Raw genomic sequence first — 25873 nt, forward strand, 5'->3', positions numbered from 1 at the left:
CTCAATTTTTAATTTTAAATTATATATTTGTAAAATAGACTTGTTAATTAAATAAAATATGAGAATATTAATCATAGGTGAAGGTGGAAGAGAATCCGCTTTGGCAGCAAAACTTCAGAATGACCCAAGAATTTCTAAAATGTTTTTCGCTAACGGAAACGCTACCACTGATGTAATAGGAAAAAATGTTCATTTATCAGAGATTAAAGAACTTAGAGACTTTGCGATCAAAGAAAAGGTAGATCTAACGATCGTTGGTCCTGAAGCGCCGCTTGTAGCTGGTTTGAAGGATGAATTTAAGAAGCACGACCTTAAAGTTTTTGGTCCGAATCAAAAAGTAGCCAGCTTGGAGGGAAGTAAAGCTTTCTCTAAGAAGTTTATGCAGACCTATGATATCAAAACGGCAAAAGCTGTGGTATTTGATTCATATAACGAAGCTAAGGAATATGTTAAAACACAAAAATTTCCTTTAGTGGTAAAGGCGAGTGGTTTAGCTGGTGGAAAAGGTGTTGTTATCTGCGATACTTTGGAAGAAGCTGAGGCTACAATCCATGATTTCATGATCAGAAGAATCTACGGAGATGCTGGAATTCGTTTAGTTATTGAAGAATATTTACAAGGTTTTGAAGCTTCAATCATTGCTTTCTCAAACGGTGAAAAATTATTCCCTTGTATTGCTGCAAAAGATTATAAAAAAGCAGGAAACGGTGATACGGGACCTAATACAGGAGGTATGGGTTCAGTGGCTCCAAGCCCGGAATTTACTCAGGAGCACTATGCAGATTTTGAGAAAAATATCTTAGAACCTACTATTAAGGGACTTAAAGGTGAAGGCTTCAGTTTTAAAGGAATTATTTTCTTCGGATTAATGGTCACTAAGAACGGAACTTACCTTCTTGAATACAACATGAGATTTGGAGATCCTGAAACTCAGGTTTTGATGGCTTTGATGGAAAATAATCTTCTTGATGTAATTAATGATTGTATGGAAGGAAAAGACATCGAGCTTAAGTTTAAAGATGAAAAAGCGGTTTGTCTGGTGATGTGTTCAGGAGGCTATCCAAGAAACATTGAAACCGGTTTTGAGATCGTAGGAGAGGATAAGTTGAAGTACAGCAAGCTTTTATATGCAGGAGCAATAGCAAAAGGAGACAAAGTGGTTTCTAATGGTGGTAGAGTGCTAAACATTGTAGCTACCGGAGCAACTTACGAAGATGCCCGCAAGAAAGTTTACGAAGATGCAAGTCACGTACATTTCGATTACGGCTTCTACAGAGAAGACATCGGAAAGTTTTAAAATAAATCACGAAAAAGATTTGGAGAAATCCAGGTCTTTTTTTGTAAAGATTTTATCAATAGGATCGGGCTTTAGCCCGATTTCAAAAGTAGATTAAGAAATTTGGCTTTAGCCAAAACTTAGATTGAGCCCTGAAAGGCGAAACAATAATAGCTCCGGGTGCAACCCGGGTAACCGAAAATAATGTAATTGAATATTAATCAATCACATTCATCATTTATCAATCATCATTTATCAATTATAAAAATGAATAACGGTATTATCATATTAGATTTCGGATCACAGTACAACCAGCTTATCGGAAGAAGAATCCGTGAGATGGGTGTATATTCTGAAATTTTGCCCTTCAATACACCATTAGAAACAATTTTAGAGAAGCAACCGAGAGGAATTATCCTTTCAGGTGGGCCAAGTTCTGTAAACGCAGAGAACGCTCATTTGGTTGAAAAAGAATTGTACGAACAAGGAATTCCTGTATTAGGAATTTGCTATGGGATGCAATTAACAGCACACCTTTTGGGCGGAAAAGTTCATAAAGGCGTAAAAGGAGAATACGGAAAAGCGCACCTGGAAATCGTAAAAGAATCTTCTTTATTAAAAGGGGTTACCAACAATTCTGTTGTTTGGATGAGCCACTTTGATGAAGTTGGACAATTGCCTGCAGGTTTTGAATTAAATGCAACATCTGGAGTTATCGCTTCAATGTCAAATGAAGAGAAGAAAATCTTCTGCGTACAGTTCCACCCGGAAGTTTCTCACACAGAAGAAGGTGGAAAAATTTTAGAGAATTTCGTTTTCGGAATCTGTAATGCAGAAAAAAACTGGAAACTGACAAACTATATTGATAAAACAGTTGCAGAAATTCGTGAAAGAGTAGGTGACCAAAAGGTTATTCTTGGACTTTCCGGAGGGGTAGATTCTTCTGTTGCAGCGGTTTTGATTCACAGAGCTATCGGCGATCAATTGAATTGTATTTTCGTAGACACAGGTCTATTGAGAAAAGACGAAGGCAAAAAAGTAATGGACAATTATGGAGAGCATTTCCATATGAACATTAAATTGGTTGATGCTTCTGAAAGATTTTTATCAAAATTAGCAGGAGTTGACGATCCGGAAGCAAAAAGAAAAATCATCGGAAATGAATTTATCCACGTTTTTGATGAAGAATCTCATAAAATTGAAGGCGCTAAATTCTTAGCTCAGGGAACCATTTACCCTGATGTAATTGAAAGCCAGTCGGTAAATGGACCTTCTGCCGTGATCAAATCCCACCATAACGTTGGCGGGCTTCCAGAAGAAATGGAATTTGAATTGCTGGAGCCTTTAAGAGAATTATTCAAAGACGAGGTAAGAAAAGTGGGTGAAGAACTAGGAATTCCTCATCATTTGGTACACAGACATCCTTTCCCTGGTCCTGGTTTAGGAATCAGAGTGTTGGGAGCTGTTGACGCTGAAAAAGTGAGAATTTTGCAAGAAGCTGACGATATTTTTATCGAAGAATTGTACAAAAACGATTTGTATGAAAAAGTTTCTCAGGCTTTCGTGGTGCTTCTTCCGGTAAAATCTGTCGGAGTAATGGGTGATGAAAGAACTTACGAATACACAGCGGTAGTTCGTTCTGCAAACACCATCGATTTCATGACGGCAACTTGGAGCAGACTTCCTTACGAGTTTTTAGATACTGTTTCGAGCAGAATCATCAACGAAGTAAGAGGTATTAACAGAGTAGCTTACGATATTTCAAGCAAACCGCCTGCAACCATCGAGTGGGAATAATTTTGACTTGAATTTTAGATATAAATCCTGCCTTTGGGCGGGATTTTTTTGTTTTGTGAACTTAAAATTTTTATTTGAAGCTATTTCCTGCTTTTCGCTATATCTTTTTGGTTACGGCCTGCGCTTCGCTCCGGCCGCAACCAAAAAGGATGCCGCTGCAATCAGGGCTAGGGTCGTAGTCTGTGATTTAAATGTTGAAAATATCCATAATATTTGTCATTCCGAAGGAATTTAAACATTGTGTAAAAAATAAAGTTCAAGAAGATAGCTTATTCCCATCGATCCTATTAAATAAATATAAGTAAAAGTTTTGATCTCATGAACATTGATTTTTGACACAGACAGTAAATTAAAATAATGCGCTACATTAATTATTGAATTAGAATAAAAGATTCTTAGAGCAAAAATAATTAGTAAAGGATGTATTGAATTATTAGGTAAATTTTCATTGGCTTTTTAGAATATCTTTTAAAATTTTAAACTGTATTTGCCTAATTTTCCCTAAATTTAAGTAAAATTACATCAAATGCAAATAGAAACAAGAACCCTCACCGTTCAGGATTATCCCGAGCTGGTAGAGACAATGAAGCGGGCTTATCCACAAATGTCGGAGTATGTGTGGTCTAAAAAAAGCATCGAAAAATTAACGAAAACATTTCCTAAAGGCCAAATATGCATTACAGTTGATGGAAAATTGGCGGCCGTGGCATTATCCATTATTGTGAATTATGATGAGTTTGGGGATGATCATACCTACAGCGATATTACAGGGAATTATACCTTCAATACGCATACTTCCACAGGAAATGTTTTGTACGGAATAGAAGTTTTTGTCGATCCGGAATATCGTGAACTGAGATTGGGAAGAAGACTATACGATGCCAGAAAAGAATTGTGTGAGCTATTGAATTTAAGATCAATAATTTTAGGCGGGAGAATTCCTAATTACCATAAACACAGTGATCTGTCACCCAGAGAGTACATCAGAAGAGTAAGAGATAAAGAAATTTATGATCCTGTTTTATCTTTTCAATTATCCAATAACTTTTTGCCAATCAGAGTTTTAAAAAAATATTTGCCTGAAGACGAATCATCAAAAGAAAATGCTGTTCTGCTTCAATGGAACAATATTTATTACAGCAAAAAGCCCAATACAATGCAGGATAGCATCATCCGTTTGGGATTGGTGCAATGGCAGATGAGACATTTTAAAGATATCGATGCATTTTATGAGCAGGTCGAGTTTTTTGTGGATGTAATGGGAGATTATAAAGCAGATTTTGTGCTGTTTCCGGAATTGTTCAATACACCATTGCTGGCACCATTCAACAAGCTTTCCGAAAGAGACAGTATGATTGAGCTGGCTAAATTAACGGAAGAAATTAAAATGAAAATCTCCGATCTGGCGATCAGCTACAATGTAAATATTATCTCTGGAAGTATGCCTGTTTTCGAAAATAATGAACTGTACAATATAAGTTACCTTTTACATCGTGATGGAAGGATTGATGAATACAGAAAAATCCACATTACCCCAAACGAAAGAAAATACTACGGAATGAAAGGAGGTAGCGAAATTAAAGTTTTCGATACCGATTGTGGAAAAATTGGTTTGGTAATTTGCTACGATGTTGAATTTCCGGAGCTTCCAAGAATTTTAGCAGATCAAGGAATGAAAATTCTTTTTGTTCCTTATCTTACTGATACACAGAATGCTTATATGCGTGTTCGTCATTGTGCGGCTGCAAGAGCTATTGAAAACGAATGCTATGTTGCGATTGCAGGTTGTGTTGGAAACCTTCCGGGGGTCAACAATATGGATATTCAGTTTGGGCAGGCTGCGGTTTTCACACCTTCGGATTTTGCTTTTCCATCGAATGCCATTAAAGGAGAAGCAACCCCAAACACAGAAATGACCCTGATCGTCGATGTAGATCTGAATTTATTAAAAGATCTTCATCATCATGGCTCAGTTCAGGTCATGAAAGACCGAAGAAAAGATCTATATGAAACCTATCTTAAATGAAAAGAAGATTGCACATTACAGTCTTCTTAATTTTGTATCTAACAACAATTTAATATTAAGCATTTTGAGGATAAACAACGGCTAGGCAAATCAATCTTGGGCATCTTGGTTTTCCGTCTGTCGGGTGCAGCATTCGTTTGAGCAGTTTCCAATGATTACACCGCTTCCTGCAATACTTTTTAATTGTTCTCTTGAGATTTTCTTTAAATTTTTCATTACAATATTTTTTAGAGTTTAGTTTTAATTCTTTGAAATTGATATTTTAATTAATTTTTTTTAAAGCTATTTCCCGCTATCCACTATATCTTTTTCGTTACGGCTTCCGCTTCGCTCCAGCCGCAACGAAAAAGGATGTCGTTCCTATCGGGACTATGTGTATTTGTATTAATTTATTGATAATCAGATATATTTGTTTTTAAATAATTGTATTTTTGTATTATAATGTATTATTTTAAATGCCTTATTTTTAGAACGATTATTTCTTTGCTGTAATTTTATTCACCCTGTTCGTATTGTATCTACCTTATAAATTTAAAAATAGAATATTTTCAATTTTATATATGGTAATATTGGCATTTTTGGCATTATCCTTTATCCATAATACTTTCAGATCTTTTTTGATGGCATTTTCATGGCAATTTAGTGGTAATTTGGGATGAAATCTTTAATTTCTTCTAAAAAGTATAAATCATTGAATGATATAGAGATTAAGAAATTCAATTTTTCAAAATTATATATGATAATATTGACATTTTTGACACTTTCCTTTGTTCATAATACTTTCGAGATTTTTTTCTGTGACAATTTCATGACCATTTGATGACATTTTCAATTCAAGAGGATCTAATATTGAGAAAAAAATCATCATTACTGCTAACAAATATAAATAATAATTTTCTACGAGTCTCCGAAAAGTGCTACATTTGGAGATAATTTTTACGATAACACAAGCGTGAGCTATCATTAGAGATAAAGAAAACCGCGAATCTTCTTTAGCATCCCTAAAATGATAGACTTACGCCCGTGCTCTATATGGGCGTGGGTTTCTATGTTTTATGCAAGTAAAACTTGAGGTTTTTTTACAAATAATCTATTTTCTCTTACACAGGCAAAAATTCTCAGAACCAGTTTATTCCTTATAGAGTTTATTACTGACATTTTGTGCTTACCTTCAGCAACCTTTCTTTCGTAAAATTCCCTGAACTCACCTCCTTTCCTTATTCCCGTAAGAGCTGCAAGATGAAGCATCTTTTTTACATTTTTATTGGCTAAGTGTGACACTTTTGGGCGTCCTTTAATGGATGATCCCGAACTATGCTCAAAAGGAACTACGCCCGAGTAACAAGCAAATTTCTTTGCACAGGAAAAATTTTTAAACTCATTGGTAGTCGTTATTATTGTTGCAGCAATCAATAAACCAACTCCGTCTACAGACATAACTATTTTAAAAAGACGATTGAGAGATTCATCACTTCGTATTAAATCTTTTATCTGTTTCTCAATAGCCTTAACATCTTTTTGCAGGGCTTTAATTGATGATTCGCAACATTTTTTTGATAATCTTAAATGTGTTTTTGTGAAAAATATTTCTGCATCTTTGCCAATAGGAGAACTAAGTTGCTTAACAGCTTCCACTATTCTTGCCCGAATCACCAGTAATTGTTTCATCTGTATAATAATTTCCCTAGGTGGATTCCATGGGGTATAGTTTTCTAAATATCGATAGGCATATATTGCAATTCTGGCAGAATCTACCTTATCATTTTTCCCTCTCAACATTCCTTGAGACTGCTTAATTTGCAACGCAGATTCTACCCACACATTTGTATTCAGCTTCCCCAAGTATAATAACAGAATATTGTTATAGATCCCATTATGCTCCATACAAAAAATAGTATTAGAAAGGTTAACAGCAAAATTCTTTTTAATTTCCTTAATGAAAGATTCAATTCCTGAGTTACTGTTTGAAACTCTTAGATGGTAAATAACTTTTCCCTGATAAGCTAAAGAAAAATCTAATGTTCCTTTAGATACATCTACTCCGATAAAATGATTGATTTCCATATATTTCATGTTATTTCGTTAACAACCCTTGAGCATACTTCATGCCCTTATAATAGGTCTTTTTAACCCTAATTTTCTATATGAAACCCACTCAAAGAATCAGCAAAGGATTAAACCCGCGCCTAAATCTTTAATTTAGCGAGTCTTATAATGCGCCTCTGCTGATCTGTTAACTTATATTAGACAATATTATTTTCATTCAATCACAATAACCATGTAAAACCAAAAGCAGTTAATCTCTATTCCTTTCCATCAAATCCTTCCGAAAAAAACTCTTCTAAAGTCATATCAAAAGCTTTAATTATTTTAACAAGAGTACTGAATCTTAAATCTTCCCCTCTCTCATATCTTCCAAACTGTGCCCGTGAAATATTATGTTCGTAAGCAAAATATTCATAGCTGGAATATCCTTTACTAATTCTCAAGGATTTTATTCTCTCACCCAGTTTTTTTAATACTTCTTCTTTAGAAAAATCTTTACTCATTTTAGTCTTATTAGTAGACTACAAATCTTATAAATAACCCCTTCTTGTGTTACCCTTAAAAAGATGTATCTTATTAGTGTCTTTTTTAAAGGAAATATTTTATATTTGAATAAAATTTTGATATGAATAATATACATTACAAAACTAAAGGGCTGAGTCTTTCTGGGATGTCGGGTTCTTCGCGGTACCTCTTTATCAGATTGGCTTCAGTTCCGCGCCTTTTGCATTGTGGTAACCCTCTACTTCGGGACTGGTAGAATAACTTTTTAATAATGAGAAAAAGTATTTTACTCGACTTTCTTGCATGGCTATACGGAATTCCGTAAGGAATCCTCAATATTTACAATTTACTTGCGTGCTAAATTCACTAGCAAAAACTCAAAAAAATCACTTTAATTAAAGTAAAATTTAAATCCATTCGAAAATTTATAAAAAAATATTATGAACACAAAAATTTATGCGATAGGCTTATTATGTATGGCCTTTACCTCATCCTATGCACAAAAATTATCCGAAATCGAAACTTTGACTTACTCTAAGATGATTGACAAAGAGGAAGGGAAAAAATTTAAAACAGGAATGGATATTAAAACCTATACCGCATCGGATAAAAACACCTATAAACAGGGTGATACACTCGTATTAGGCAATCCGACAGGCACAGAACAATCAGGATTTTCTTCCAAACCGGTATTTCGTTATCTATTTTACGGAAAACCGGCAGCAACACTATTGAAAGGAATGAGGTATGTTGAAGCACAGTATCAGGATTATAAAGTAACCATCGAAAAAATACAATTCAATAAAGGCTCTATGGGAATAGAAAATTACGTTTTCTTTTATGTAAAGCCTTTGCCGAATTCAAAATTCACTTTGCTCGACGAATTTATCACGGTGACTATGGTTGATAATGCTATTACAAAAGGAGAAATCAAACCTTTAAAAAGTAATCGTCCTTTAAATCGTGATGAGGCAGTAGAACTCCTTAAAAAGAAAAAGGAAGAGATGGATCTAGGAATCATCACTAAAGAGGAATTTGAGATCCTAAAGGACAAATTGGGATCCATTATCAAAGTAGGAAAGTAAGAAATATGATGGCTCAAAATGAAAATCCGAAACTTAAAAAAAAGAATGGATGTCTGAAAATAATTTTAATTTTTTTTGGTGTATGCTTCTTTTTAGGAATTATAGGAAAATTAATAAATCTTGATAAACTGGAAGCTGATTCAAAAAAGGCTGACAATAGTCCTCTTATCGAAAAATTAGAAAAAGTGGGCTATCCGTCATTAAATCTGAAAGAGAAAAAAGAAGTCTTAAATTATTTCATCCGAGGAGAGTTTCAGTTTAAAGACAAAAATTTCCTATTGAATCAAAATATCAATGATGCTATTTCAAAATCTTTAAAATTTCCGGAAACGTTACAAATAAAAGGGTTTGATAATGAATACCATAAAGATTATGAAGTATATACCAATATACAAGGTGATGCAACCATAATCAGCTATGAAAATGGAATATTTGAAATAGTACGAGAATTTAAGGCAGAGGGAAATATAGTTGGTAGGGAAATTAGAAAAAGCGCAACATTCAAATGTAAATTGAATCGGTTTGCAGCTTCAATTGAGGATTTCAAAATTGAATAATTCAAATTAATGCTAAGTATTTGACATTATCCCATAAAGTGTGTAAGTTAAAAAGTTATGGCTTGGATTTTATAATCTGAGCCTTTGTTCAAAAATAAGCATAAATTGGTTGAGAACAATACCCCAATTCTGGATAGGCATCTACCATTTTTTTGTGGCTTCTTTTAAAGCAAGATAAACAGATTTCAAGACCGCATCATCCGTAGGAAAAGACATTTTGTTTTTGGTGTATTTTCGGATTTTGCCGTTGAGATTCTCGATTAAATTGGTGGTGTAAATGATTTTACGGATTTCTAAAGGAAATTCAAAAAATACGGTCAATTCATCCCAATTATCCCTCCAGGATTTGATGGCGTAGGAATATTTGGATTCCCATTTTTCTGCAAAATCCCTTAGAGCAGCTTCTGCTGCTTGTTTTGTAGGAGCGGTGTAAATAAGCTTCATGTCTGCAGAGAACTCTTTTCTATCCTTCCAGACCACATATTTACAGGCATTTCTGATCTGGTGAACCACACAGATTGGGGTTTGAGATTGTGGGAATCGTGTCCTAACAAAGTTAGCAACTCCACCATTGGCTTCGAATCAAAAATGGGACAAAATGTTCATTACGGAATTTAAAATGTTGATTTTCAATAATTTGATTTAAAACTATTAATAATTTAAATGTTTTTTATCTCAAAAAATTCTCATTCAGCCATTTCAGTTTATTGTAGCTTTTCAGGAATTTAGCTTTCAGTTCAATATTTTTTTCAGTTGCTTCCAATAATTTAGTTTCTCTAGAATTGATCAGAAATAAAGAGCTTTCCCCATTACTGAATCTCATTTCTTCAGCATTTAGAAGTCGCTGATAATTGATTAGGTTTTTTGTTGAAATATCAATCTGTGTGAAATAATTGCTGATTTCATTTTTATATATTTCAATTTTTGTCTGTATTTCACGCAATTTGACCTGAGAATCCTGCTGGTTTTGTGAAATTTTCAGCTTGGCAATTTCATAATCGGCTCTTGCCTGTCTTTGGAAAACCGGGATCTCTAGTTTTAGTCCGTATTGGAAATTATTATCAAATAAAGGCAGAAATTCAGATTTGTAATTTTCTTTATTGAAAAAATTATACGTAAAATCCAGTTTCGGAAGAAAACTCTGCCATTTCAATCTTCTTTCACTTTCCAAAATATTCTGCTTTTGAAAATAATATTCAAGAGAAGCATGGTTTTGCAATTGCATTGCTTGTATACTTTCAATTAAAAATTCATAGTCCTTGTAGCCGGAATGTTCATCTAGATCTGAAGACGGAAAAATAAGCTGCGAAATTTCAAAAAACTCTTGATTGTCTCTCCAAAGATATATCTGCATTTCCTGCGTACTCTTTACAAAACCAAGATAAGCATCTCTTTCCTGAAGCTCAAAACTTTGTAATTGAGAAGCAGCTTCCACCGTATCAATTGCTGGTCTTTCACCGTACTGATATGTTTTTTTTGTAAGCTCAAGGCGTTGTCTGTTAATTTCAACAGCCGATTTCTGTAATTTGTAGATTTCATAGGTTTTCACCCATTCCCAATATGTATTTTCTGCATCAAGAAGAAGCTCGTTGGTAAGAACGGTCTGCTCTGCTTCCGTCATTTTCAATCCGAATTTTGCCTGGTCAAGCATTGCTCTTCTTTTATCATACAAAAGGTTTTTTGCCAAAGGCACCGTAACCCCAAACTGATACAAACCTCCTTTTGTTTCGCTGCTGTTCAGTTTTTCTCCATCCAGATAATTGTAACTTCCGGTAATGTCGATTCCGTACCAAGTAGGAATTCCGAGTTCTACATTTTTCTGTTCGTAATATTTTGTTCCGTCAATATTTTTTTCTCCCAGTTTTCCTGCAATCACCGGATCAAAATTTCCTCTTGCTTTGGTAATTTCTGCATTGGCAATTTTATTCTGAAGCTGATATCTGAAAGCCAGCGGATGATAATTTTTCACAATATTCAGAAATTCCTGATGAGAGAGTTTCAGAGAATCCTGCGCAAAAGAAAACTGAATACAAACCAGAACGAGAAGCGCTGAAAATTTATTTTTTATACTTTTCATCTTTTGAAGATTTTTCGGTTTTTACTTCATAATAATCCGGTGGGAATCCGTTGATATTTCGCCACAATTCGTACCATATCGGAACATCATTAAGAATCGCAATTCCCTGAACTCCGGTTCCCATTTTGATCTTCGGAGGCCATTGTTTTTCATTTTTATACTGAATCACCAATGCTTTGAACATTCCGTTTGCACTGATGTTGTTTTCTACCGCAATCACTTTTCCTGCAAAAGTTCCGTAGCTGGAATTCGGCCATCCTGAAAAAACAATCGCCGGAAAACCATCGAAAATACACATCACGCGCTGTCCTTCTTTTACCAAAGGCAAATCGACAGGTTTAATGTAAACTTCTACGGCGTAATCTACTTTCTCAGGAACAATGATTCCGATACTTTCACCATCTTTCAGAATTTCTCCAATTCCGGCTTTATTAATCTGTACAACCTGTCCGTCCTGAGAAGCAATCACGAAATACAAACCTTGTCTTGCTTTGTAATTGGCAACCTGATTTTCGAGTTTGGCAATATCGCCGTCACTTCCTTCAATCTGTCCCATACTCTGGAAACGGTCGCCCTCGGTTTTGCTCAGTTTTTCATTATAATCCTGAATAACTGCATTCTGTTCGATGCTTACATTCACAATTTCCTGTCTGGTTTGGGCTAATTTATTTTCGGTTGCTGTTTTTTTAGCCAAAGCATTTTGGTAAGAAACACTTCTCTGCTGAAATTGGGTTAACGAAACCAAACCTTCATCATACATTTTCTTCTGTCTTTCGTATTGGTCAGAAGTCATTCTCAGTTCGTTTTTAGCTGCTTCCAGTTCTGCTTCTTCTCCTGCCAATTTATTGTTGAGCTGACTGATTTTTACTGTAAGCTGATTCAGTTTTAAATCTCTTGCGGAATTCATAGCCCGGATCTGGCTGTTGGTGGTTCCAACTTTGGCTTCGTAATAATCTCTCACGCCCTTTTTGGCTTCCACCTGCATTTCGGTTCTTTTTACCAAAAGCGGATCCAGGTAATCTTCTTTTATTTCAGAAAGCTGAAGAAGAGTGTCGCCTTTTTTTACATAATCACCGTTTTTCACATACCATTTAATGATTCTGCCCGGAATTGGTGAATTGAGTTGCTGCGGACGCTGTTCCTGATAAAGCGTACTTACATTTCCCATTACCTTGATGTTTTGGGTCCACGGCAAAAACAATATAATGATGCCTCCAATCAATATGAAAAGAAACCATATTTTAACCCTTGATTTTTTGTGGATGTGATATATTTTATTAACTGACTGCAATTCCATCTTTTTTAGTTTTTGTTAAATAAAGTTTTCACTGTTCCGTCTTCTACCAGCAGCCTTTGATCTGCATCGTTGATTAGGTTTTCATTTTCTGATACTACAATGATTGTAGAAACCTGTTTCAGTTTTATAAGATACTCTTTCATTTTAGTTTTAAAAGTATCATCCATTCCTTCAAACGGGTCTTCCAGTATCAATAATTTTTTGGCGCCCACTAATGTTCTGAGCAGCAATATTTTCTTTTTGATGCTAAAGGATACTTCAGTATCCGTTTCGCTAATCCTGGTTAAAAGACCGTTGCTGAACTGGCTGGACAGGTATTCAACCCCTATTTCTTCAGATAATTTCAGAATTTGCTCAACTGTTGTTTCATTGTGACCCAGAACTATATTTTCATAAACGGTTTCTTTTATTATCGTCATATCTTTTAGATACAGACCAATCAGGTTTCTGAGTGAAGATTTATCGATATTTTTAAGCGGTATTTTATCAAAAAGAATACTCCCTGAAGTGGGTTCATAAAAACCGCTGATCATATTCAGAAGCATAGATTTTCCTGCTCCCAACTTACCTGAAATAACGGTAAGCGAATTTTTTTTAATTTTAAAATTGACATCTTCAAAAATTTTCTGATAATCGTTAAAAGAAAAATGTACTTCTTTGCATTCTATTTCAAAACCTCCTTTTTGAGATTCAAAATCTATAGTGCCCAATTTTTCTTCGGGCAGATTGGTAATTTTATTCAGTTTTGCCAACGCAGCGATTACATCATAATAACTTTCAAGACTTTTGATCAGTTTTCCGACAGCTGTCATAATACTTAACACTACAATTTCGGTGGCAATGAATGCACCAATGTTCAATTGCTGGTTTACTAAAAGATAAGTTCCAATCACCAGCATTACCAATGTAATGATTACTTTAAATGCAATGATCGTTTTATATTGGAAAACCAATACCTTGAAATGCTCCGTACGATTATCAAGATACTGTACTACTCTATTATCAGTTTCTGCAAGATGAATCTGCTTCTTAGAATTGAATTTGAATGTTTTTACAGATGCAGCAATATCTTCAATCCAGGAAGCCACTTCATATTTTTTATCACTTTCTTCAATACTTGATTTAATCCCGCTTTCCATTGTAAATCTGAAAATAATGACCACACAGATCACTACTAAAGCCCCAAAAACCAAAAACCAGGGATGGTAAAATGAGAGCAGCAAAATTCCAAATAAAATCTGGATCAAAGCTGTCGGAATTTCCAGTAAGATTTTTGAAATTCCCTTCTGTAGATTCTGGGTATCAAAAAAACGGTTCACAAGTTCTGGTAAATAATATTTTCTCGTTTGTGATAAATCTACTTTAGGAAGTTTTTCAGCAAAGGCAAGAGAAAATTCAACAAAAATTTTCTGCTGTATCTTCTCAATGATCTGCATTACTTTCAGCCGGAAAAAACCACTCAGCCAAGTTCCTAAAACTACAAAAGCGATCAGAATATAGATAGAAGTAGCCATCGTTGCTCCCATCACAAAACTGACAATAGATTGTATGCCCAAAGGTATGCTCAGCATCACCAAACCATTGAGGATAGCGTAAAAATAGATATTGGTAACATCTTTTTTGTCCTTGGTAATGTACTGAAACAGTTGTCTGCTGTATTTTTTTTGGAGAGTTTCCATCGATCGGTTTATTTTAAAAGATTGGTGGTTATGAAACGCAGATAATCCAGCACAAAATTTTTATGATCCTTTTTGGGGGTATGATTATCTGTAAGCTTTGGAAGATGTTCACTAAAGAAATGCTGATCATGAGCTGTTTCTAAAAGTGTACTTGCAAATGATCTGGGATAAGGAAAATCCGGTTTGGCTTCAGAAATGACTTCACCAAAAAAAGCACAAAGACTTTTCAAAGGACTGAAAACCATTTCCTTATTAATTTCATCTACTTCTTTTACCAAATAGGCTTTGCTGCTTTCTGCAATAACTATTGTATGCAGTTTTACCAGGTCATAATCTTCTATCATTGTATTGGGGTGATCCTGGTGTGTAATAATGTTTAACAGTTTATCTATTTTTTCTTTAGGATCTTTTATTTCTAGCAAGCGAAACTTGGATATCAGCTCCAGGTAAGACCAATACCAGTTGAGAATATAGGTAAGAAGTTTATGTTTTGATGAAAAATACCGATAAACGGTAGCTTCTGTAGAATTGATTTTCTGTGCCAGTTTTTTAAATGTGAAGTTCTCAAATCCTGTTTCATAAATCAGCTCAATAGCATTTTTTACAATAGCTTTGCCTATTTCGCTATTTTCAGGATCTTTAAGATAAAGATTTTCGTTGACTTTAAATTTTAACTGAAATTCCATTGTAGTAATTATTATGAAAAAAATATAAAACTATAATAAAAGTAAGCAAAACTTATACCATTGTATGAAATATTACAATTGTAATAGTAGTACTATTATCTGGTATAGTGTAAGCTCCCCGTAAATAGTACGAATATAATTTAGACAAAAGTTTAAATTTAGGAGTATATATTATGAAAAAGAAACAATTCAGCGCGAATCAGATTTCCAGTATTTTGAAGGAATTCGATAATGATAGAAGTATAGAAGAGCTTGTACGCAGCTATGGTATTAGCAGAGCAACACTGTATAACGGATATGAATTATACACTTATTAAAGATTTTATGGACTTATTGCAGGATTTTGAAACCGAAACCCAAGCTTTTCCTGATTTGTATCCCGAGACCATTCAGGTTTTTAAAACTTGGATTAGTGATAAGGGTAACAATAAGCAACAAAATCATTCTGAAGAACCTTATTGGGAAGGGAAGGAAAATGGAAGAACGGCGGAAAGTGCCATAAGTAGCTTGCTCGTTCATTTGAATCGATATTCTAAGACCTATTCAAAGTCTGCCATCCTAGATTCTGAATTCTCTACCCAAGAAGACTTTATTTATCTAATTAACTTAAAAGCTTTTGGTGAGATGACTAAGATGGCACTTATTAAGAAGAATATTCATGATAAACCTGTAGGTATGTTAATCACTGCCAGGCTTCTTCGTCAGGGACTGATTGGGCAAACTAGTTCTGATTTGGATAAAAGGAGTAAACTAATCCGTATTACTGAAAGAGGTCTACAGGTTCTTGAAAATCAAATGAAAAAGATTCGTCAGGCTACTAATATTGTTGCAGGAAATCTTACACATTCAGAAAAGATGGAACTTATATATCTTCTTAACCCGTAGTGCATTTGTAAAGTAAAAAAATAAAGGTTGCTCCAAAAAGCAATATTTTGTATATTTAATTAATTACCAGTTAGTTAAATACGATGAACAACCTGAAAGCAAGTTACGACAAAATATTGAAAACCATAAATTTTATAGAAGAAAAAGACAACTTTCTAGTTCAGATTAGAAAACCTAAACTTAATGACAAAGAAGTTGTTTCCTTGGTTTTGGTTGCAGAATATTTGGGAATTGACAGTGAATACGAACTTTTTCGCAGAATCCCTAAGTCTTTATCATTATTGATAGAAAGAAGTGTTTATAACCGTAGAAAGAGGCAGCTATTTCCTTTTATAGAAGCCATCCGAAAGAAAATATCAAGGGCGATTATCTCTGATGAAGAATATCATATTATTGACAGTATGCCTTTGGAAATTTGCAAAATATCCAGAAAAAACAGGATAAAAATTTGTAAGGAAAATTATCATACAGCGCCTAACGAAGGGTTTTGTGCCTCACAACAAACCCGGTATTATGGATATAAGCTTCATGCTGTATGCACCATACAAGGTCTTTTCAGAAGTTTTGACCTGAGTAAAGCATCAGTTCATGACATTCATTATTTAAATGATGTAAAATCTCAATATGAAAATACCGTTTTGCTAGGCGACAAAGGCTATCTCAGTAAGGAATTGCAGATAGACTTGTTCAATTATCATCGTTTGAAACTTGAAATTCCCATGAGGAAAAACCAAAAGCAGTACAAGGAACATCCTTATATTTTCATGGCAGGTCATGATATGAAAGAGTATCAAATGATCGTATTCATGCAGTTATTACCCAGATTGAGAAAAATAAAACAGTTTGAAGTTGATGACATTATAAAAATTCTCTTTGAAAAAATCAGTAATAGTGTACTTTTCTTAAGAGGTGATTTTATAGCACTTACTAAAGTTTTTACCGCAGCATCTATGTATGAAGAGGAAATATTATACTTCCTCACAGAGTCCAAAGCAACCGTACCTGAACTATGCGAAATGACACAACTATCAGGAATTTCGGAGCAGATCAAAAATCTGATCCAAGAACTTAGCATAAAGAAAAGCATTAATGTCAAATTAACGGAGAAAGAACAACAACTTTTTGACGAATTGCATCAACTTATGAAAATCTTTTTGTAAGCAATGCTGAATATTTTACAGGAAAAACATAAAAAGGCAGTTGCTTATTACCGTCATTCGGCGGAAGATAAACAGGAAAATTCAATTGCTATTCAACGGGGGCATACCCAAAAATTTGCTCTTGAGCATCAGATTGAAATTATTCATGAAGAAATGGATGAAGGAAAAAGCGGATTAGTAGCCAATCGGCCGGGGTTTGAACGTCTTTTTTCAAATTGGATTAAAAACCCCGAAGCTCCGGCTTTTGATTATATCCTTGTATATGATGTTTCACGCTGGGGGCGTTTTCAGGATCAGGATGAGGCAGCCTATTTTAGCCGTATATGCACCCAATTTGGTAAAAAAATAATTTATGTTTCGTTAGGTTTTCCGAATGACGAAAACTCGCTCATTTCTGGTTTTGGACTCATGGTTGAGCGCTATATGGCTTCGGAATACAGCCGTCAGTTGAGCTCTAAGGTATTTCATGGGAGCGTAAAAGTATCGCAACAGGGCTTTTCAGCCGGAGGAACGGCAGTTTATGGTATGATTCGGGAATTATTAGATATAAATAAGGATCATGTCCGTTTTCTCGATATAGGTGAGCATAAGCAAATTTCAAATGAAAGAGTAGTTTTTGCCCCGAAAAATGATGCAACGACAGAAACAGTAAGAAACATATTTCATTTATTTGCAGCGGAGCGGTATTCAATTTTAAAAATCGCAGATCATCTTAATAAACAAAATATTCCTTCTGCCAATTGCAAATTATGGGATAAATCAAAAATAATAAGAATTCTGTTGAACGAAATTTATATTGGAACACATATATATAACAGAACTTGGAGACGGCTAAAACAAAAATCACGCAGAAATCCCCGCTCAGAGTGGGTAATCGTTCCTGATACATTTAAGGCTGTTATTGATAAAGAGCTTTTCAGACAGGCACAGGAAAGATTATATTGGATTTTTCCCAGCAATTGGCGAAAAGGAATTAATACTATTAAACGAGCTAAGAAAAATATTCATCATGTTATTTTTAAATGGCTTCTGAATAAAGGAGTAGCAGAGTGGGACAGCGATTACATCATTTCAGAGCTTGGTATTGCCTTTAGTATTAAGCATGAATATCATAATACTTTTTGCTGGTGCTTTAATATTCCCGAAAAGTTACGGAAGTATGATTATGTATTATGCATAGGTGTAGACCCTAATCAGAAAAAAACTGATAGTCATTATGAATTTTTCCTGATTCCGACCTCTCATTTTTCCCACATCAATTTTTTCATTCTTTTTGGAAACAGTACATTATATCATAGCTCAAAAATCGAAAATAATAGATTGGAAGAAACAATAAAACTGCTGATCAAACAATTTAAAAACTCTGCTAAGAGACATAAAGTAAAATTCCAATTTATGGATGATTGGCTGTAAAAAAGATGAGGTGATTTTTTTCCAATTTTCCAGCCAATCACTCCAAATTGCTTTCTCCAAAGCTGTTTCTGAAAGAAAATGAATGAATATCAGGATGTGCTACGCGTGCGTACTATTATATTTTTTCCTGTACACCCCATGCTTAACCGTTTCAAAGAATATGTTTTTCTTTCCTTTTCCTTGGTCTTCTTTGATAAAACGTCGGAAAGTCGAGCTGCTCATTCCTTTTTCTGCGGCTATAACCGTCCCTTCAGCAGATGTAAATTCTTCAGGTAGTGCATTGAAAACATGCTGTTTGATTGGTGGCAGCTTCTCAACAGGTTTATTACCGGACTTTGAAATTATCGAGTTGACTTTTAAAGCCGTTTGAGAAAAATATTTTACCAATGTAATTGCTGCTTCTGCTGATCTCAGAGAAATTTCCATCAGCTCACTTTCTCCGCAGGCATAATAAAATACTTCCATCAGTAAAGAAAGTCTTACAACATAGGTATCAAACTTATTATAAATACTTGTTAAAATTTCATCATCAATCTTATTCAGGTAGTCTGTTGATCGGTGTTGCCAGTCCATCAAACAGTTTTCTGCCTCAGGACTACATTCTAAAATGAACCCTTTATTGTTATGCAGCTCTAAAACTTCAGTTATAATATTCTCCCATTTTTCGCGATATTTCTTATCGAGCTTGTTTCTACTCCATTTTTTCTTATCCTGATCGTCAGGGAATGCAAATAAAAACCGGTGTAAAAAACCATTTCCAACCCTGCTGCCTTTCGCTAAATCCGCCAACACACTATTCTGAATAGTCCCTATTACTGAAATAAAAGGATTTGGAATAAGGTAATCGTCTGTACCTTTACGGTTTACGGATATTGATTCTCCATTCCATACTGACAGCCAGTTTTGTTCTTCACTTCCATTGTTATATTTATTAAAGTTTAGAAACCATGAAGCCAGCTCATCAACGCATACTCCAACAGTATTTTTATTTTTGCTGAGCACATCTACGAGAGCTTCAAAAGTAAAATCTGAAACAAGAAACTGCTTTCGAAAAGGCTTTTGTGGTAGTTCTGATTGTTTTTCAGCTTTTTCTTTTTTGCTTAATTTTTCAAAAAACTCATATTTATCTTTTTCATCAATATATTTTTTATAAGATTCTTCATCAATTTTCCTAAGCGGTTTTACTGCGAACCTTAAAGGGTGTGTTTTATTAGCTCCTGCTTTTCCAACAATGGCAAGATAGAAAACAGCGTTGTCAATCCATTCTTCTTTAAACTTCACTCTGCAAGCACGCCCCGTTGCGATAGAAACAGCATACATCATACCTGCTGCCGTATAATCAACAGGATAAGTCATCGTATTTTTAAGTTCTGTAATAATATCCCGAACCTTCTCAGGAAAAACCTCAATTGGAAAAGGATTTTCTTTAGTAGTCTGAAAGTTTTCAGGCGATTTGCCTTCATTTTCAACATCCCAAAATTCAAAATCATTATGAGCAGCCCCAAATTCATTCGTTTTATATGCTGAATTTATGGCATCCACTACTTCGGAAAGATCAAACTCAGGGGTAATTGTTATATGTTCTTCAATCAGGATTAATGCATTCTCTTTCTCTATCCCGAAGCGACAGCAGGCGCCTGCAATTTTAAAAACATATTTGTTCCTATTACCATCAATAAAGGATTCATTTTGATTTTCCATCCACTTCACCACGATTTTCTCAAAAGTGTCCCTATCGCGATCTAAATGATGTTCTGGATCAAATATTTCTGCATCCCAATTGATGTAAATGTCCTGATCATGGGCGAAGAACGCTAATCTTGCAATATCGGAGGTTCCCGAATCAAAATATTCAGAATTAAAATACGCTCCGGCTTCCATAAAAATGCTTTTATAATCACTCTGGTTCTGCCAGTCTCTTATCCTGATAATGGCTTTTAATCCTTTACCACTCGGACTGATAAAGGTCGCTACAACAAAAGGGCAACCGATCAACTTCTCTTTTTCACGCTGCAAAGTTTCAGGATCAGGTAATTTATCAAAGTCCAGCATCATTAAACCACTGGCGGATGTAAGGCCGGAAGCTTTTCTTTCAGAGAAAATACCGGAAGTAGTAAAGCCGGGAAGTCCTCGTTTGTATTTATCGTCTTTAGTTTCCTTAAATTTTGTTTGAAGATCAATGATCCTTTGTTCAGGGTTTTTAATTCTTTCCAACACAGAAGATAGGGATACTTGCTTTATGTTTTTTGGTAATCGAATGTTTTCACATACAGAGATTACAGGATCAAATGCGGGGATATTTTCCATACTATTTTATTTTACCTTTTTATAGTATTTTTTCCCCGCAATGATCACAGGTTTTATTTTTCCGTCTTTTTCGTATCTCCAGATGGTAGGAAGAGACTTTTTAATAAGTTTTGCATATTCTTTAAGCGTTAGAAGCTCCGAATCAGGTTCGGAATTATTTTCTGCCAGAACTTTATCCAATTTAGCATTGATATTGGATAGCTGGATTTCGATATAGGTAAATGGATTTTCCATTTGTCATGTGTTTATATTATACATTACCACCTTAGATATAGTGGTTCTTAATTTTCACATTACAAATGTATAATGTTCATGTTTTTTTACAGAATGCCAGCATTTTCTGGCATTCCCCAGCATTCTAATTCATATTTAATTTACTGATTATTATGATTTTGTGATTCTTTATGAATTTTTCTTTTTTCAGAATATGCTTTTTGAATAGGGTTATAAAAGCCGGATTTTTTGAATTCTGTTTCTGGATTTTCTAAGAATGATCTTATGAAAGCTGCCAGATCATGTATTGGTACAATTTCTTCTTGGTATTCCATATCAGCAATAAGGATTCCTAAAGTTTTTTTCATCATTGGAGTACCAAAATACATTTCACGCATTTTTTTTAGTTTTGCAGCAATACCGTCGTCTCCATGTACCTTTTGGTTTGGAAAATAGACTTTGAACGCGTCCAAGCATCTTTTCTTTTTTTCTTCATCGGTTACTATTTCTGCATCCTCCTTTTTAACAGTTGGTTTTAAGGTAGCAGCAGTTACTTCTTTATAAAGACTTTCATATTCGTAATACATTCTTACCTTTAAAAGATAGACATCCAGAATTTCAGATCTTTTTAAATCTATGTTACCATTATCAGCAAGCAATAAAATTCGGTTTTCTATTTCTGCTAAAGCCTTTACACAAAATTCTTTAACACCGGAATAATCGGGGTTATTCTTACGATTTAAGAGCCGTTTCTGTTTCTTTAGTACACTGGTTACAGTTTGGAACTCTTCTAAGTCCAATGCAAAAGCAGCGTCTCTGTGCATCTTTAAAAACACATCAATATCGAAATCATTCATCACAATATATTTATGGAAAATTACACAAAATTCCCAAAAACCCCACAAAATTCCTTGAAAAAACGCCCGAAAGTGCTATGGATAAAGGATAGTTCCCAAAATCTCCAAAATTCCATCTATAATTATAGATATTCAAATGTATAAATCTGATATTCTTCAATATACTATCTTAATTGGAATTGTCTCAAATTATTACAAATTATCATGTGAAAATACCCGAAAGGATTATGGATAAAGGAAATTATCAAAATTGTCAATTTCATCATCTATAATTTTAAATCATTCAAATTCATTATTCGGGATTCTTTCTGAGATTCTATTTTTAATTGGAAAATAGAAATTGCCACGAAAATGCCAAGATAAAAGATCTGAAAGTATGATGAATAAAAGAAAGTGCCAGAAATGCCAATATTATCACCTATAAAAATATTCATCAATAAATTGAATTTATCAATCCTGGGTAATATCAATATTGGCATAATAATTTTTTATAAGCTGGGAGTTGGTATTATCTTTCTTTCCGATGTATTCCAGTAAAGTCCTTTCTGCGGTATGACCTGAAACCTCTAAAATTAAAGAAGTAGGCATCCTGGAATAAAAATTAGTACAAAACGATTTTCTCCCGATATGAGATACTACCAATTCCCATTTTTCATAGGTACCCTTTACATTTCTCCAAACCCCGTCCTTTATCTTTTTTTGAACAGAACCTTCGGTCATTTCGGTAAGACCGGCTAATTTACAAACCTCCTTTATTTTTTTATTGTAACTATGTTCAGATAAGGGTTCAGGAAAATTCATATCTCTTTTTTCCAGAACAGATACAACTTCAGAATGCAGTAAAAGAGAAATCTTCTTGCCTGTTTTAATTTGGGTAAAGTCAATATATAAATCATCTCCATTCTTACGGATCATATTTTTGGTAAATTTCATAAAATCAGAAATCCGTTGCCCTAAAAAACAGCTGATGTAGAGCCAGTCTCTAGCATCTTCAAGATCAGCAGTAATTTTATCAGAATTTTTAATAGTTTTCAATTCTGAAAATGAAAGATAAATAATATCATCTATTTCTTCATATGATTTTTTAAAAAGATTATACATAGGATGCAGTACAATTCCGTAATTTTTGGAAAAATTACAGACAGTCCTGGTGATTCGGATAATTTTTGTAATGGTGTTATAGGAATATAATGCTATATCTCTTAAATAACTCTCTAATAGATACTTGAACTCTGCATTGACTTCTGATACGGAATAATCAACATTATATCCTTTCAAAGAAGATTGATATTCCTGAAATTCAGACAATATATTTTTAATGTTCTCCATTTTCAGTATTGTATTTTCTGCCAATTCATTTTTCTTTAAGCGGATATAATTATCAAAATGCCAGATGATAGTAGTAGGAGCCTTTGAAAGACTGTCCTGATCTGCTTTTTTCTTTAATTCATCATAATATTTCTTTACCGTAGAACTCAACCATATTTTATCAGGATTTTCTTCATGTTTAAAATCTTTATCATACTTTGAAAGAATATATTCCCTGAGTTCATTCTGATGATTCAAGGCTCTTATAATAATATTCATAATCTCTAAATCTTTCCCTTTGTATTTTTTGTATTTGCTCCAGAATCTTTTACCGTCAGACAAAGGACTCTCTAAAACTTCATCCGGCGTAAAAACATAGATTTCTGTTTTAGTTTCTACGAAATCTAAACCAAAAGGATTTTTATCTGAAACTTTCTCCTGATTATTGAACTGTAGCCGAACCGTAAAAGGATCATTTTTCTTGATAGAGCGTAATAAAAAGTTAATTGAAGCCATGAATACTGTATTTTTAAGAATTCAAATGTAATACTAATTTGTATAAACTTGTATTATTATGTATTATTTTGAGTGGTGTAATGAAAAAGAATGAAATCAAATAAAATAACAAGTTATTGAAAATAAATATTTTATATACTATTTCATTTCAATTGAATAAATACAATTTCATATGTTATAGTCCTATCGGGGCTATGATTGCAGACATCTTTCACGTGAGAGATATCCATCAAGTTTAAACTTTGTTCTCATTTGTTGAATGAAATCGAAGATTCGATGTAGTCAAACGCCTTTGCGAGCGGAAAATATTTTCAATAATTTTAAAGAAAATCTTTGCGTTTAAAATAGATTCTTCAATCCGTTGCGCTTCTTTCAGAGATGACAAACTGAAATGAAATTACAGAAAGGGAACGATTTTAAAATAGAAAACTAAAATCTTCAAAAGGAATAATTTTTGAACTAAATTGCATCAACATTTCAACATATGTTCGATAAGCAGCAAAGAAAATTGAAAAGATCCGCTAAACTGATTTCCGTGTTAAGTAAATACGGCTTTAGAGATGTTTTGGCGCGAATGAAAAGCGGAAATAAACAAATAGAAATTCCCAATAATGCAGACGAAATAGTTTCAAAAGGCACAGTTTATGAAAGAATAAGACTCGCCTTGGAAGAACTGGGACCTACCTTTGTGAAGCTCGGACAGACATTCAGCAACAGGGAAGATCTTTTCCCGCCGGAACTTACCCTGGAGCTGCAAAAGCTTCAGGATAAGGTAGAAAGAGTTGAAATGAATGTTGAGGAAATTCTTGAAAATGAATTTAACATATCTACAAATGAACATTTTATCAATATTCAGAAAGAACCACTGGCAACGGCATCTATAGCACAGGTCTATAAAGCAATCCTGGCGGACGGGACAAAAGTGATTTTAAAGATTAAAAAACCTGATGTTCAGGCTGTTATTGAAGATGATCTGTTGTTGATAAAAGATATTGAAAAGCTTGTTTCATCATATTCTGAAATTGGCGATAAGCTGAACCTGAAACAGGCCATTTCGACTTTTGAGAGGTCTTTACTTGAAGAAGTTTCATTAATTAACGAAAAGGAAAATATTCTACAATTCAGAAGAAATTTTAAAAATTATAAAGAAACCTATGTTCCGAAAGTATACGAAGAATTTTCTAACAATAATGTTCTTTGTATGGAATTTATTGATGGAATTAAGGTAACTGATAAATTGACGCTTTTAGAAAATAATATTGATCCTGTTAATATTTCTGAAGTTGGTTTAAGGCTTTTTGTTACACAAATTTTAGATTATGGTTTCTTTCATGCAGATCCTCATGCAGGAAATATTTTAGTTAAAAAAGACGGAAAAGTTGTTTTTATTGATTTTGGAGCAGTGGGGAAAATTCCGCCAAATGATAAAGAGATACTTGAAAATTTAATTGTAAGTTTTGTTGCTAAGAATCCACATAAAATTGTTCGATATCTGAAAAAAATGGCTGTAAGTTATCAGATTCCAGATGAAAGAAGGTTTGAAAGCGATGTTGAAGATATTCTGGATTTTGTTCACAGTACTTCTTTAAAAGAAATAAATCCTCAAGCCATTATCAATAAAATGAAGGATGTTTTAAAGGATAATCGTTTGTATATGCCGGATTATTTTTATCTTTTATTTAAAGGAATCAGTTTAATAGAAGGTGTTGGAAGGACCATCAATCCAGATTTGGATATTGTAAAAAGCTTGAATCCATACACAAAAAAAATATTCACAAAAAAAATAAGTCCGAAGAATATTTTAAAAACCGGAATGGATAGAATGCTTACTTTCACTGATAATGTTGATGAAATTCCTAAAGAGCTGCGTTCTGTTTTACAGAAATTAGACGAAAATAAATTCACTGTTTCCAGCGAAATCAAGAATCTTGAAAAGACAAATCAATTAATAAAATCAAGCATTGTTAATTTAATTTTAGCCATGATTTTAGGAGCAAATATTATTGCAACAGCCATTGTTTTTGTTTCCGAAACCGGCCCGAGAATTGGTGAAATGTCTTTGGTTGCAATTCTTGGCTTTGTTTTTTCGATTTTTTTGGTGATTATTATTTTGCTGAGGGTTACGAGAAAGTAATTTATTAAATAGTTCAGTTTTCAAACGCAAAACTTCCATTATCCATCTTC

Annotated in this window: 21 protein-coding genes and 1 pseudogene; 10 read left to right on the forward strand and 12 right to left on the reverse strand. The window is 33.9% G+C overall.

Going from position 1 to position 25873, the window contains the following annotated elements; genetic code table 11:
• The first annotated feature begins 58 nt into the window (after nt 1-58).
• The 3 genes from purD (at nt 59) to BW926_RS09170 (ending at nt 5099) form a co-directional block, all read left to right on the forward strand.
• Entirely contained in the window at nt 59-1297 is a 1239-nt protein-coding gene (gene purD / locus BW926_RS09155) for a phosphoribosylamine--glycine ligase (protein ID WP_076446430.1), read from the forward strand.
• 246 nt (nt 1298-1543) lie between these two features.
• Complete coding sequence (gene guaA, locus BW926_RS09160; RefSeq protein WP_076446432.1) at nt 1544-3073, forward strand: glutamine-hydrolyzing GMP synthase; 1530 nt, start codon at nt 1544-1546, stop codon at nt 3071-3073.
• A gap of 526 nt (nt 3074-3599) precedes the next feature.
• Nucleotides 3600-5099 carry a bifunctional GNAT family N-acetyltransferase/carbon-nitrogen hydrolase family protein gene (locus BW926_RS09170; protein WP_076446436.1) on the forward strand — a complete coding sequence of 500 codons (1500 nt, stop codon included), beginning with the start codon at nt 3600-3602 and terminating at the stop codon, nt 5097-5099.
• A 90-nt stretch (nt 5100-5189) separates the two neighbouring features.
• Here the strand turns inward: BW926_RS09170 and BW926_RS14650 are convergent, their stop codons facing one another.
• The 3 genes from BW926_RS14650 to BW926_RS09180 all read right to left on the reverse strand — a co-directional run bounded on the left by BW926_RS14650 (nt 5190) and on the right by BW926_RS09180 (nt 7648).
• The gene (locus tag BW926_RS14650; RefSeq protein WP_262484494.1) at nt 5190-5315 is read right to left on the reverse strand and encodes a bacteriocin-like protein; all 126 of its coding nucleotides are present in this window, start codon (nt 5313-5315) and stop codon (nt 5190-5192) included.
• A gap of 837 nt (nt 5316-6152) precedes the next feature.
• Entirely contained in the window at nt 6153-7163 is a 1011-nt protein-coding gene (locus BW926_RS09175; RefSeq protein ID WP_076446438.1) for an IS110 family RNA-guided transposase, read from the reverse strand.
• A gap of 239 nt (nt 7164-7402) precedes the next feature.
• Nucleotides 7403-7648 (reverse strand): helix-turn-helix domain-containing protein, encoded by a 246-nt coding sequence (locus BW926_RS09180; RefSeq protein ID WP_076446440.1) that lies wholly within the window; start codon nt 7646-7648, stop codon nt 7403-7405.
• Nucleotides 7649-8089: 441 nt separating this feature from the next.
• Between BW926_RS09180 and BW926_RS09185 the strand changes: the two genes are divergently transcribed.
• Both BW926_RS09185 and BW926_RS09190 read left to right on the forward strand, forming a co-directional pair.
• Nucleotides 8090-8734: a hypothetical protein gene (locus BW926_RS09185; protein ID WP_143756526.1), complete on the forward strand. Its 645-nt coding sequence runs from the start codon at nt 8090-8092 to the stop codon at nt 8732-8734.
• Nucleotides 8735-8742: 8 nt separating this feature from the next.
• The gene (locus BW926_RS09190; RefSeq protein ID WP_143756527.1) at nt 8743-9291 is read left to right on the forward strand and encodes a hypothetical protein; all 549 of its coding nucleotides are present in this window, start codon (nt 8743-8745) and stop codon (nt 9289-9291) included.
• A 69-nt stretch (nt 9292-9360) separates the two neighbouring features.
• Here the strand turns inward: BW926_RS09190 and BW926_RS09195 are convergent.
• The 5 genes and pseudogenes from BW926_RS09195 to BW926_RS09215 all read right to left on the reverse strand — a co-directional run.
• Nucleotides 9361-9858: pseudogene (locus tag BW926_RS09195) on the reverse strand (transposase); the annotation flags it as partial.
• A 103-nt stretch (nt 9859-9961) separates the two neighbouring features.
• Nucleotides 9962-11368: a TolC family protein gene (locus BW926_RS09200; protein ID WP_076446447.1), complete on the reverse strand. Its 1407-nt coding sequence runs from the start codon at nt 11366-11368 to the stop codon at nt 9962-9964.
• Nucleotides 11349-12536, reverse strand: coding sequence for an HlyD family secretion protein (locus BW926_RS09205; RefSeq protein WP_228403425.1), 1188 nt, complete (start codon nt 12534-12536; stop codon nt 11349-11351). The genes BW926_RS09200 and BW926_RS09205 overlap by 20 nt, the downstream gene beginning before the upstream one ends.
• 134 nt (nt 12537-12670) lie before the next feature.
• Nucleotides 12671-14344 (reverse strand): peptidase domain-containing ABC transporter, encoded by a 1674-nt coding sequence (locus tag BW926_RS09210; protein ID WP_076446451.1) that lies wholly within the window; start codon nt 14342-14344, stop codon nt 12671-12673.
• 8 nt (nt 14345-14352) lie between these two features.
• Entirely contained in the window at nt 14353-15030 is a 678-nt protein-coding gene (locus BW926_RS09215) for a TetR/AcrR family transcriptional regulator (RefSeq protein ID WP_076446453.1), read from the reverse strand.
• Nucleotides 15031-15203: 173 nt separating this feature from the next.
• Here BW926_RS09215 and BW926_RS14220 point away from each other — a divergent pair, with 173 nt between their 5' ends.
• From BW926_RS14220 to BW926_RS09235, 4 genes are all read left to right on the forward strand, one after another.
• Nucleotides 15204-15347, forward strand: coding sequence for a transposase (locus BW926_RS14220; protein ID WP_143756528.1), 144 nt, complete (start codon nt 15204-15206; stop codon nt 15345-15347).
• Nucleotides 15328-15915, forward strand: a complete 588-nt coding sequence (locus tag BW926_RS09225) for a MarR family transcriptional regulator (RefSeq protein ID WP_076446455.1) — start codon at nt 15328-15330, stop codon at nt 15913-15915. The genes BW926_RS14220 and BW926_RS09225 overlap by 20 nt, the downstream gene beginning before the upstream one ends.
• A gap of 83 nt (nt 15916-15998) precedes the next feature.
• On the forward strand, nt 15999-17075 hold the full coding sequence (locus BW926_RS09230) for an IS982 family transposase (RefSeq protein WP_076446457.1): 1077 nt from the start codon (nt 15999-16001) through the stop codon (nt 17073-17075).
• A gap of 3 nt (nt 17076-17078) precedes the next feature.
• Complete coding sequence (locus tag BW926_RS09235; RefSeq protein ID WP_076446459.1) at nt 17079-18488, forward strand: recombinase family protein; 1410 nt, start codon at nt 17079-17081, stop codon at nt 18486-18488.
• Between the two features lie 99 nt (nt 18489-18587).
• Here BW926_RS09235 and BW926_RS14080 read toward each other — a convergent pair whose 3' ends face one another.
• The 4 genes from BW926_RS14080 to BW926_RS09260 all read right to left on the reverse strand — a co-directional run bounded on the left by BW926_RS14080 (nt 18588) and on the right by BW926_RS09260 (nt 23689).
• Nucleotides 18588-20795 carry a DUF3987 domain-containing protein gene (locus BW926_RS14080; RefSeq protein WP_083672294.1) on the reverse strand — a complete coding sequence of 736 codons (2208 nt, stop codon included), beginning with the start codon at nt 20793-20795 and terminating at the stop codon, nt 18588-18590.
• A gap of 6 nt (nt 20796-20801) precedes the next feature.
• Nucleotides 20802-21029, reverse strand: coding sequence for a MerR family transcriptional regulator (locus tag BW926_RS09250; RefSeq protein ID WP_076446461.1), 228 nt, complete (start codon nt 21027-21029; stop codon nt 20802-20804).
• A gap of 140 nt (nt 21030-21169) precedes the next feature.
• Complete coding sequence (locus BW926_RS09255) at nt 21170-21865, reverse strand: hypothetical protein (protein WP_076446463.1); 696 nt, start codon at nt 21863-21865, stop codon at nt 21170-21172.
• Between the two features lie 450 nt (nt 21866-22315).
• Nucleotides 22316-23689, reverse strand: coding sequence for a site-specific integrase (locus BW926_RS09260; RefSeq protein WP_076446465.1), 1374 nt, complete (start codon nt 23687-23689; stop codon nt 22316-22318).
• A 484-nt stretch (nt 23690-24173) separates the two neighbouring features.
• Here BW926_RS09260 and BW926_RS09265 point away from each other — a divergent pair, with 484 nt between their 5' ends.
• Nucleotides 24174-25823 (forward strand): ABC1 kinase family protein, encoded by a 1650-nt coding sequence (locus tag BW926_RS09265; protein WP_076446466.1) that lies wholly within the window; start codon nt 24174-24176, stop codon nt 25821-25823.
• Nucleotides 25824-25873 lie beyond the last annotated feature (50 nt).

The organism is Chryseobacterium sp. RU37D, assembly GCF_900156075.1.
Classification (GTDB): domain Bacteria; phylum Bacteroidota; class Bacteroidia; order Flavobacteriales; family Weeksellaceae; genus Chryseobacterium.

Bases quoted from the DNA above. Each gene is read 5' to 3' on its own strand.
- purD (WP_076446430.1), top strand. From the start codon at position 59: ATGAGAATATTAATCATAGGTGAAGGTGGAAGAGAATCCGCTTTGGCA.
- guaA (WP_076446432.1), top strand. From the start codon at position 1,544: ATGAATAACGGTATTATCATATTAGATTTCGGATCACAGTACAACCAG.
- BW926_RS09170 (WP_076446436.1), top strand. From the start codon at position 3,600: ATGCAAATAGAAACAAGAACCCTCACCGTTCAGGATTATCCCGAGCTG.
- BW926_RS14650 (WP_262484494.1), bottom strand. From the start codon at position 5,315: ATGAAAAATTTAAAGAAAATCTCAAGAGAACAATTAAAAAGTATTGCA.
- BW926_RS09175 (WP_076446438.1), bottom strand. From the start codon at position 7,163: ATGGAAATCAATCATTTTATCGGAGTAGATGTATCTAAAGGAACATTA.
- BW926_RS09180 (WP_076446440.1), bottom strand. From the start codon at position 7,648: ATGAGTAAAGATTTTTCTAAAGAAGAAGTATTAAAAAAACTGGGTGAG.
- BW926_RS09185 (WP_143756526.1), top strand. From the start codon at position 8,090: ATGAACACAAAAATTTATGCGATAGGCTTATTATGTATGGCCTTTACC.
- BW926_RS09190 (WP_143756527.1), top strand. From the start codon at position 8,743: ATGGCTCAAAATGAAAATCCGAAACTTAAAAAAAAGAATGGATGTCTG.
- BW926_RS09200 (WP_076446447.1), bottom strand. From the start codon at position 11,368: ATGAAAAGTATAAAAAATAAATTTTCAGCGCTTCTCGTTCTGGTTTGT.
- BW926_RS09205 (WP_228403425.1), bottom strand. From the start codon at position 12,536: ATGGGAAATGTAAGTACGCTTTATCAGGAACAGCGTCCGCAGCAACTC.
- BW926_RS09210 (WP_076446451.1), bottom strand. From the start codon at position 14,344: ATGGAAACTCTCCAAAAAAAATACAGCAGACAACTGTTTCAGTACATT.
- BW926_RS09215 (WP_076446453.1), bottom strand. From the start codon at position 15,030: ATGGAATTTCAGTTAAAATTTAAAGTCAACGAAAATCTTTATCTTAAA.
- BW926_RS14220 (WP_143756528.1), top strand. From the start codon at position 15,204: ATGAAAAAGAAACAATTCAGCGCGAATCAGATTTCCAGTATTTTGAAG.
- BW926_RS09225 (WP_076446455.1), top strand. From the start codon at position 15,328: ATGAATTATACACTTATTAAAGATTTTATGGACTTATTGCAGGATTTT.
- BW926_RS09230 (WP_076446457.1), top strand. From the start codon at position 15,999: ATGAACAACCTGAAAGCAAGTTACGACAAAATATTGAAAACCATAAAT.
- BW926_RS09235 (WP_076446459.1), top strand. From the start codon at position 17,079: ATGCTGAATATTTTACAGGAAAAACATAAAAAGGCAGTTGCTTATTAC.
- BW926_RS14080 (WP_083672294.1), bottom strand. From the start codon at position 20,795: ATGGAAAATATCCCCGCATTTGATCCTGTAATCTCTGTATGTGAAAAC.
- BW926_RS09250 (WP_076446461.1), bottom strand. From the start codon at position 21,029: ATGGAAAATCCATTTACCTATATCGAAATCCAGCTATCCAATATCAAT.
- BW926_RS09255 (WP_076446463.1), bottom strand. From the start codon at position 21,865: ATGAATGATTTCGATATTGATGTGTTTTTAAAGATGCACAGAGACGCT.
- BW926_RS09260 (WP_076446465.1), bottom strand. From the start codon at position 23,689: ATGGCTTCAATTAACTTTTTATTACGCTCTATCAAGAAAAATGATCCT.
- BW926_RS09265 (WP_076446466.1), top strand. From the start codon at position 24,174: ATGTTCGATAAGCAGCAAAGAAAATTGAAAAGATCCGCTAAACTGATT.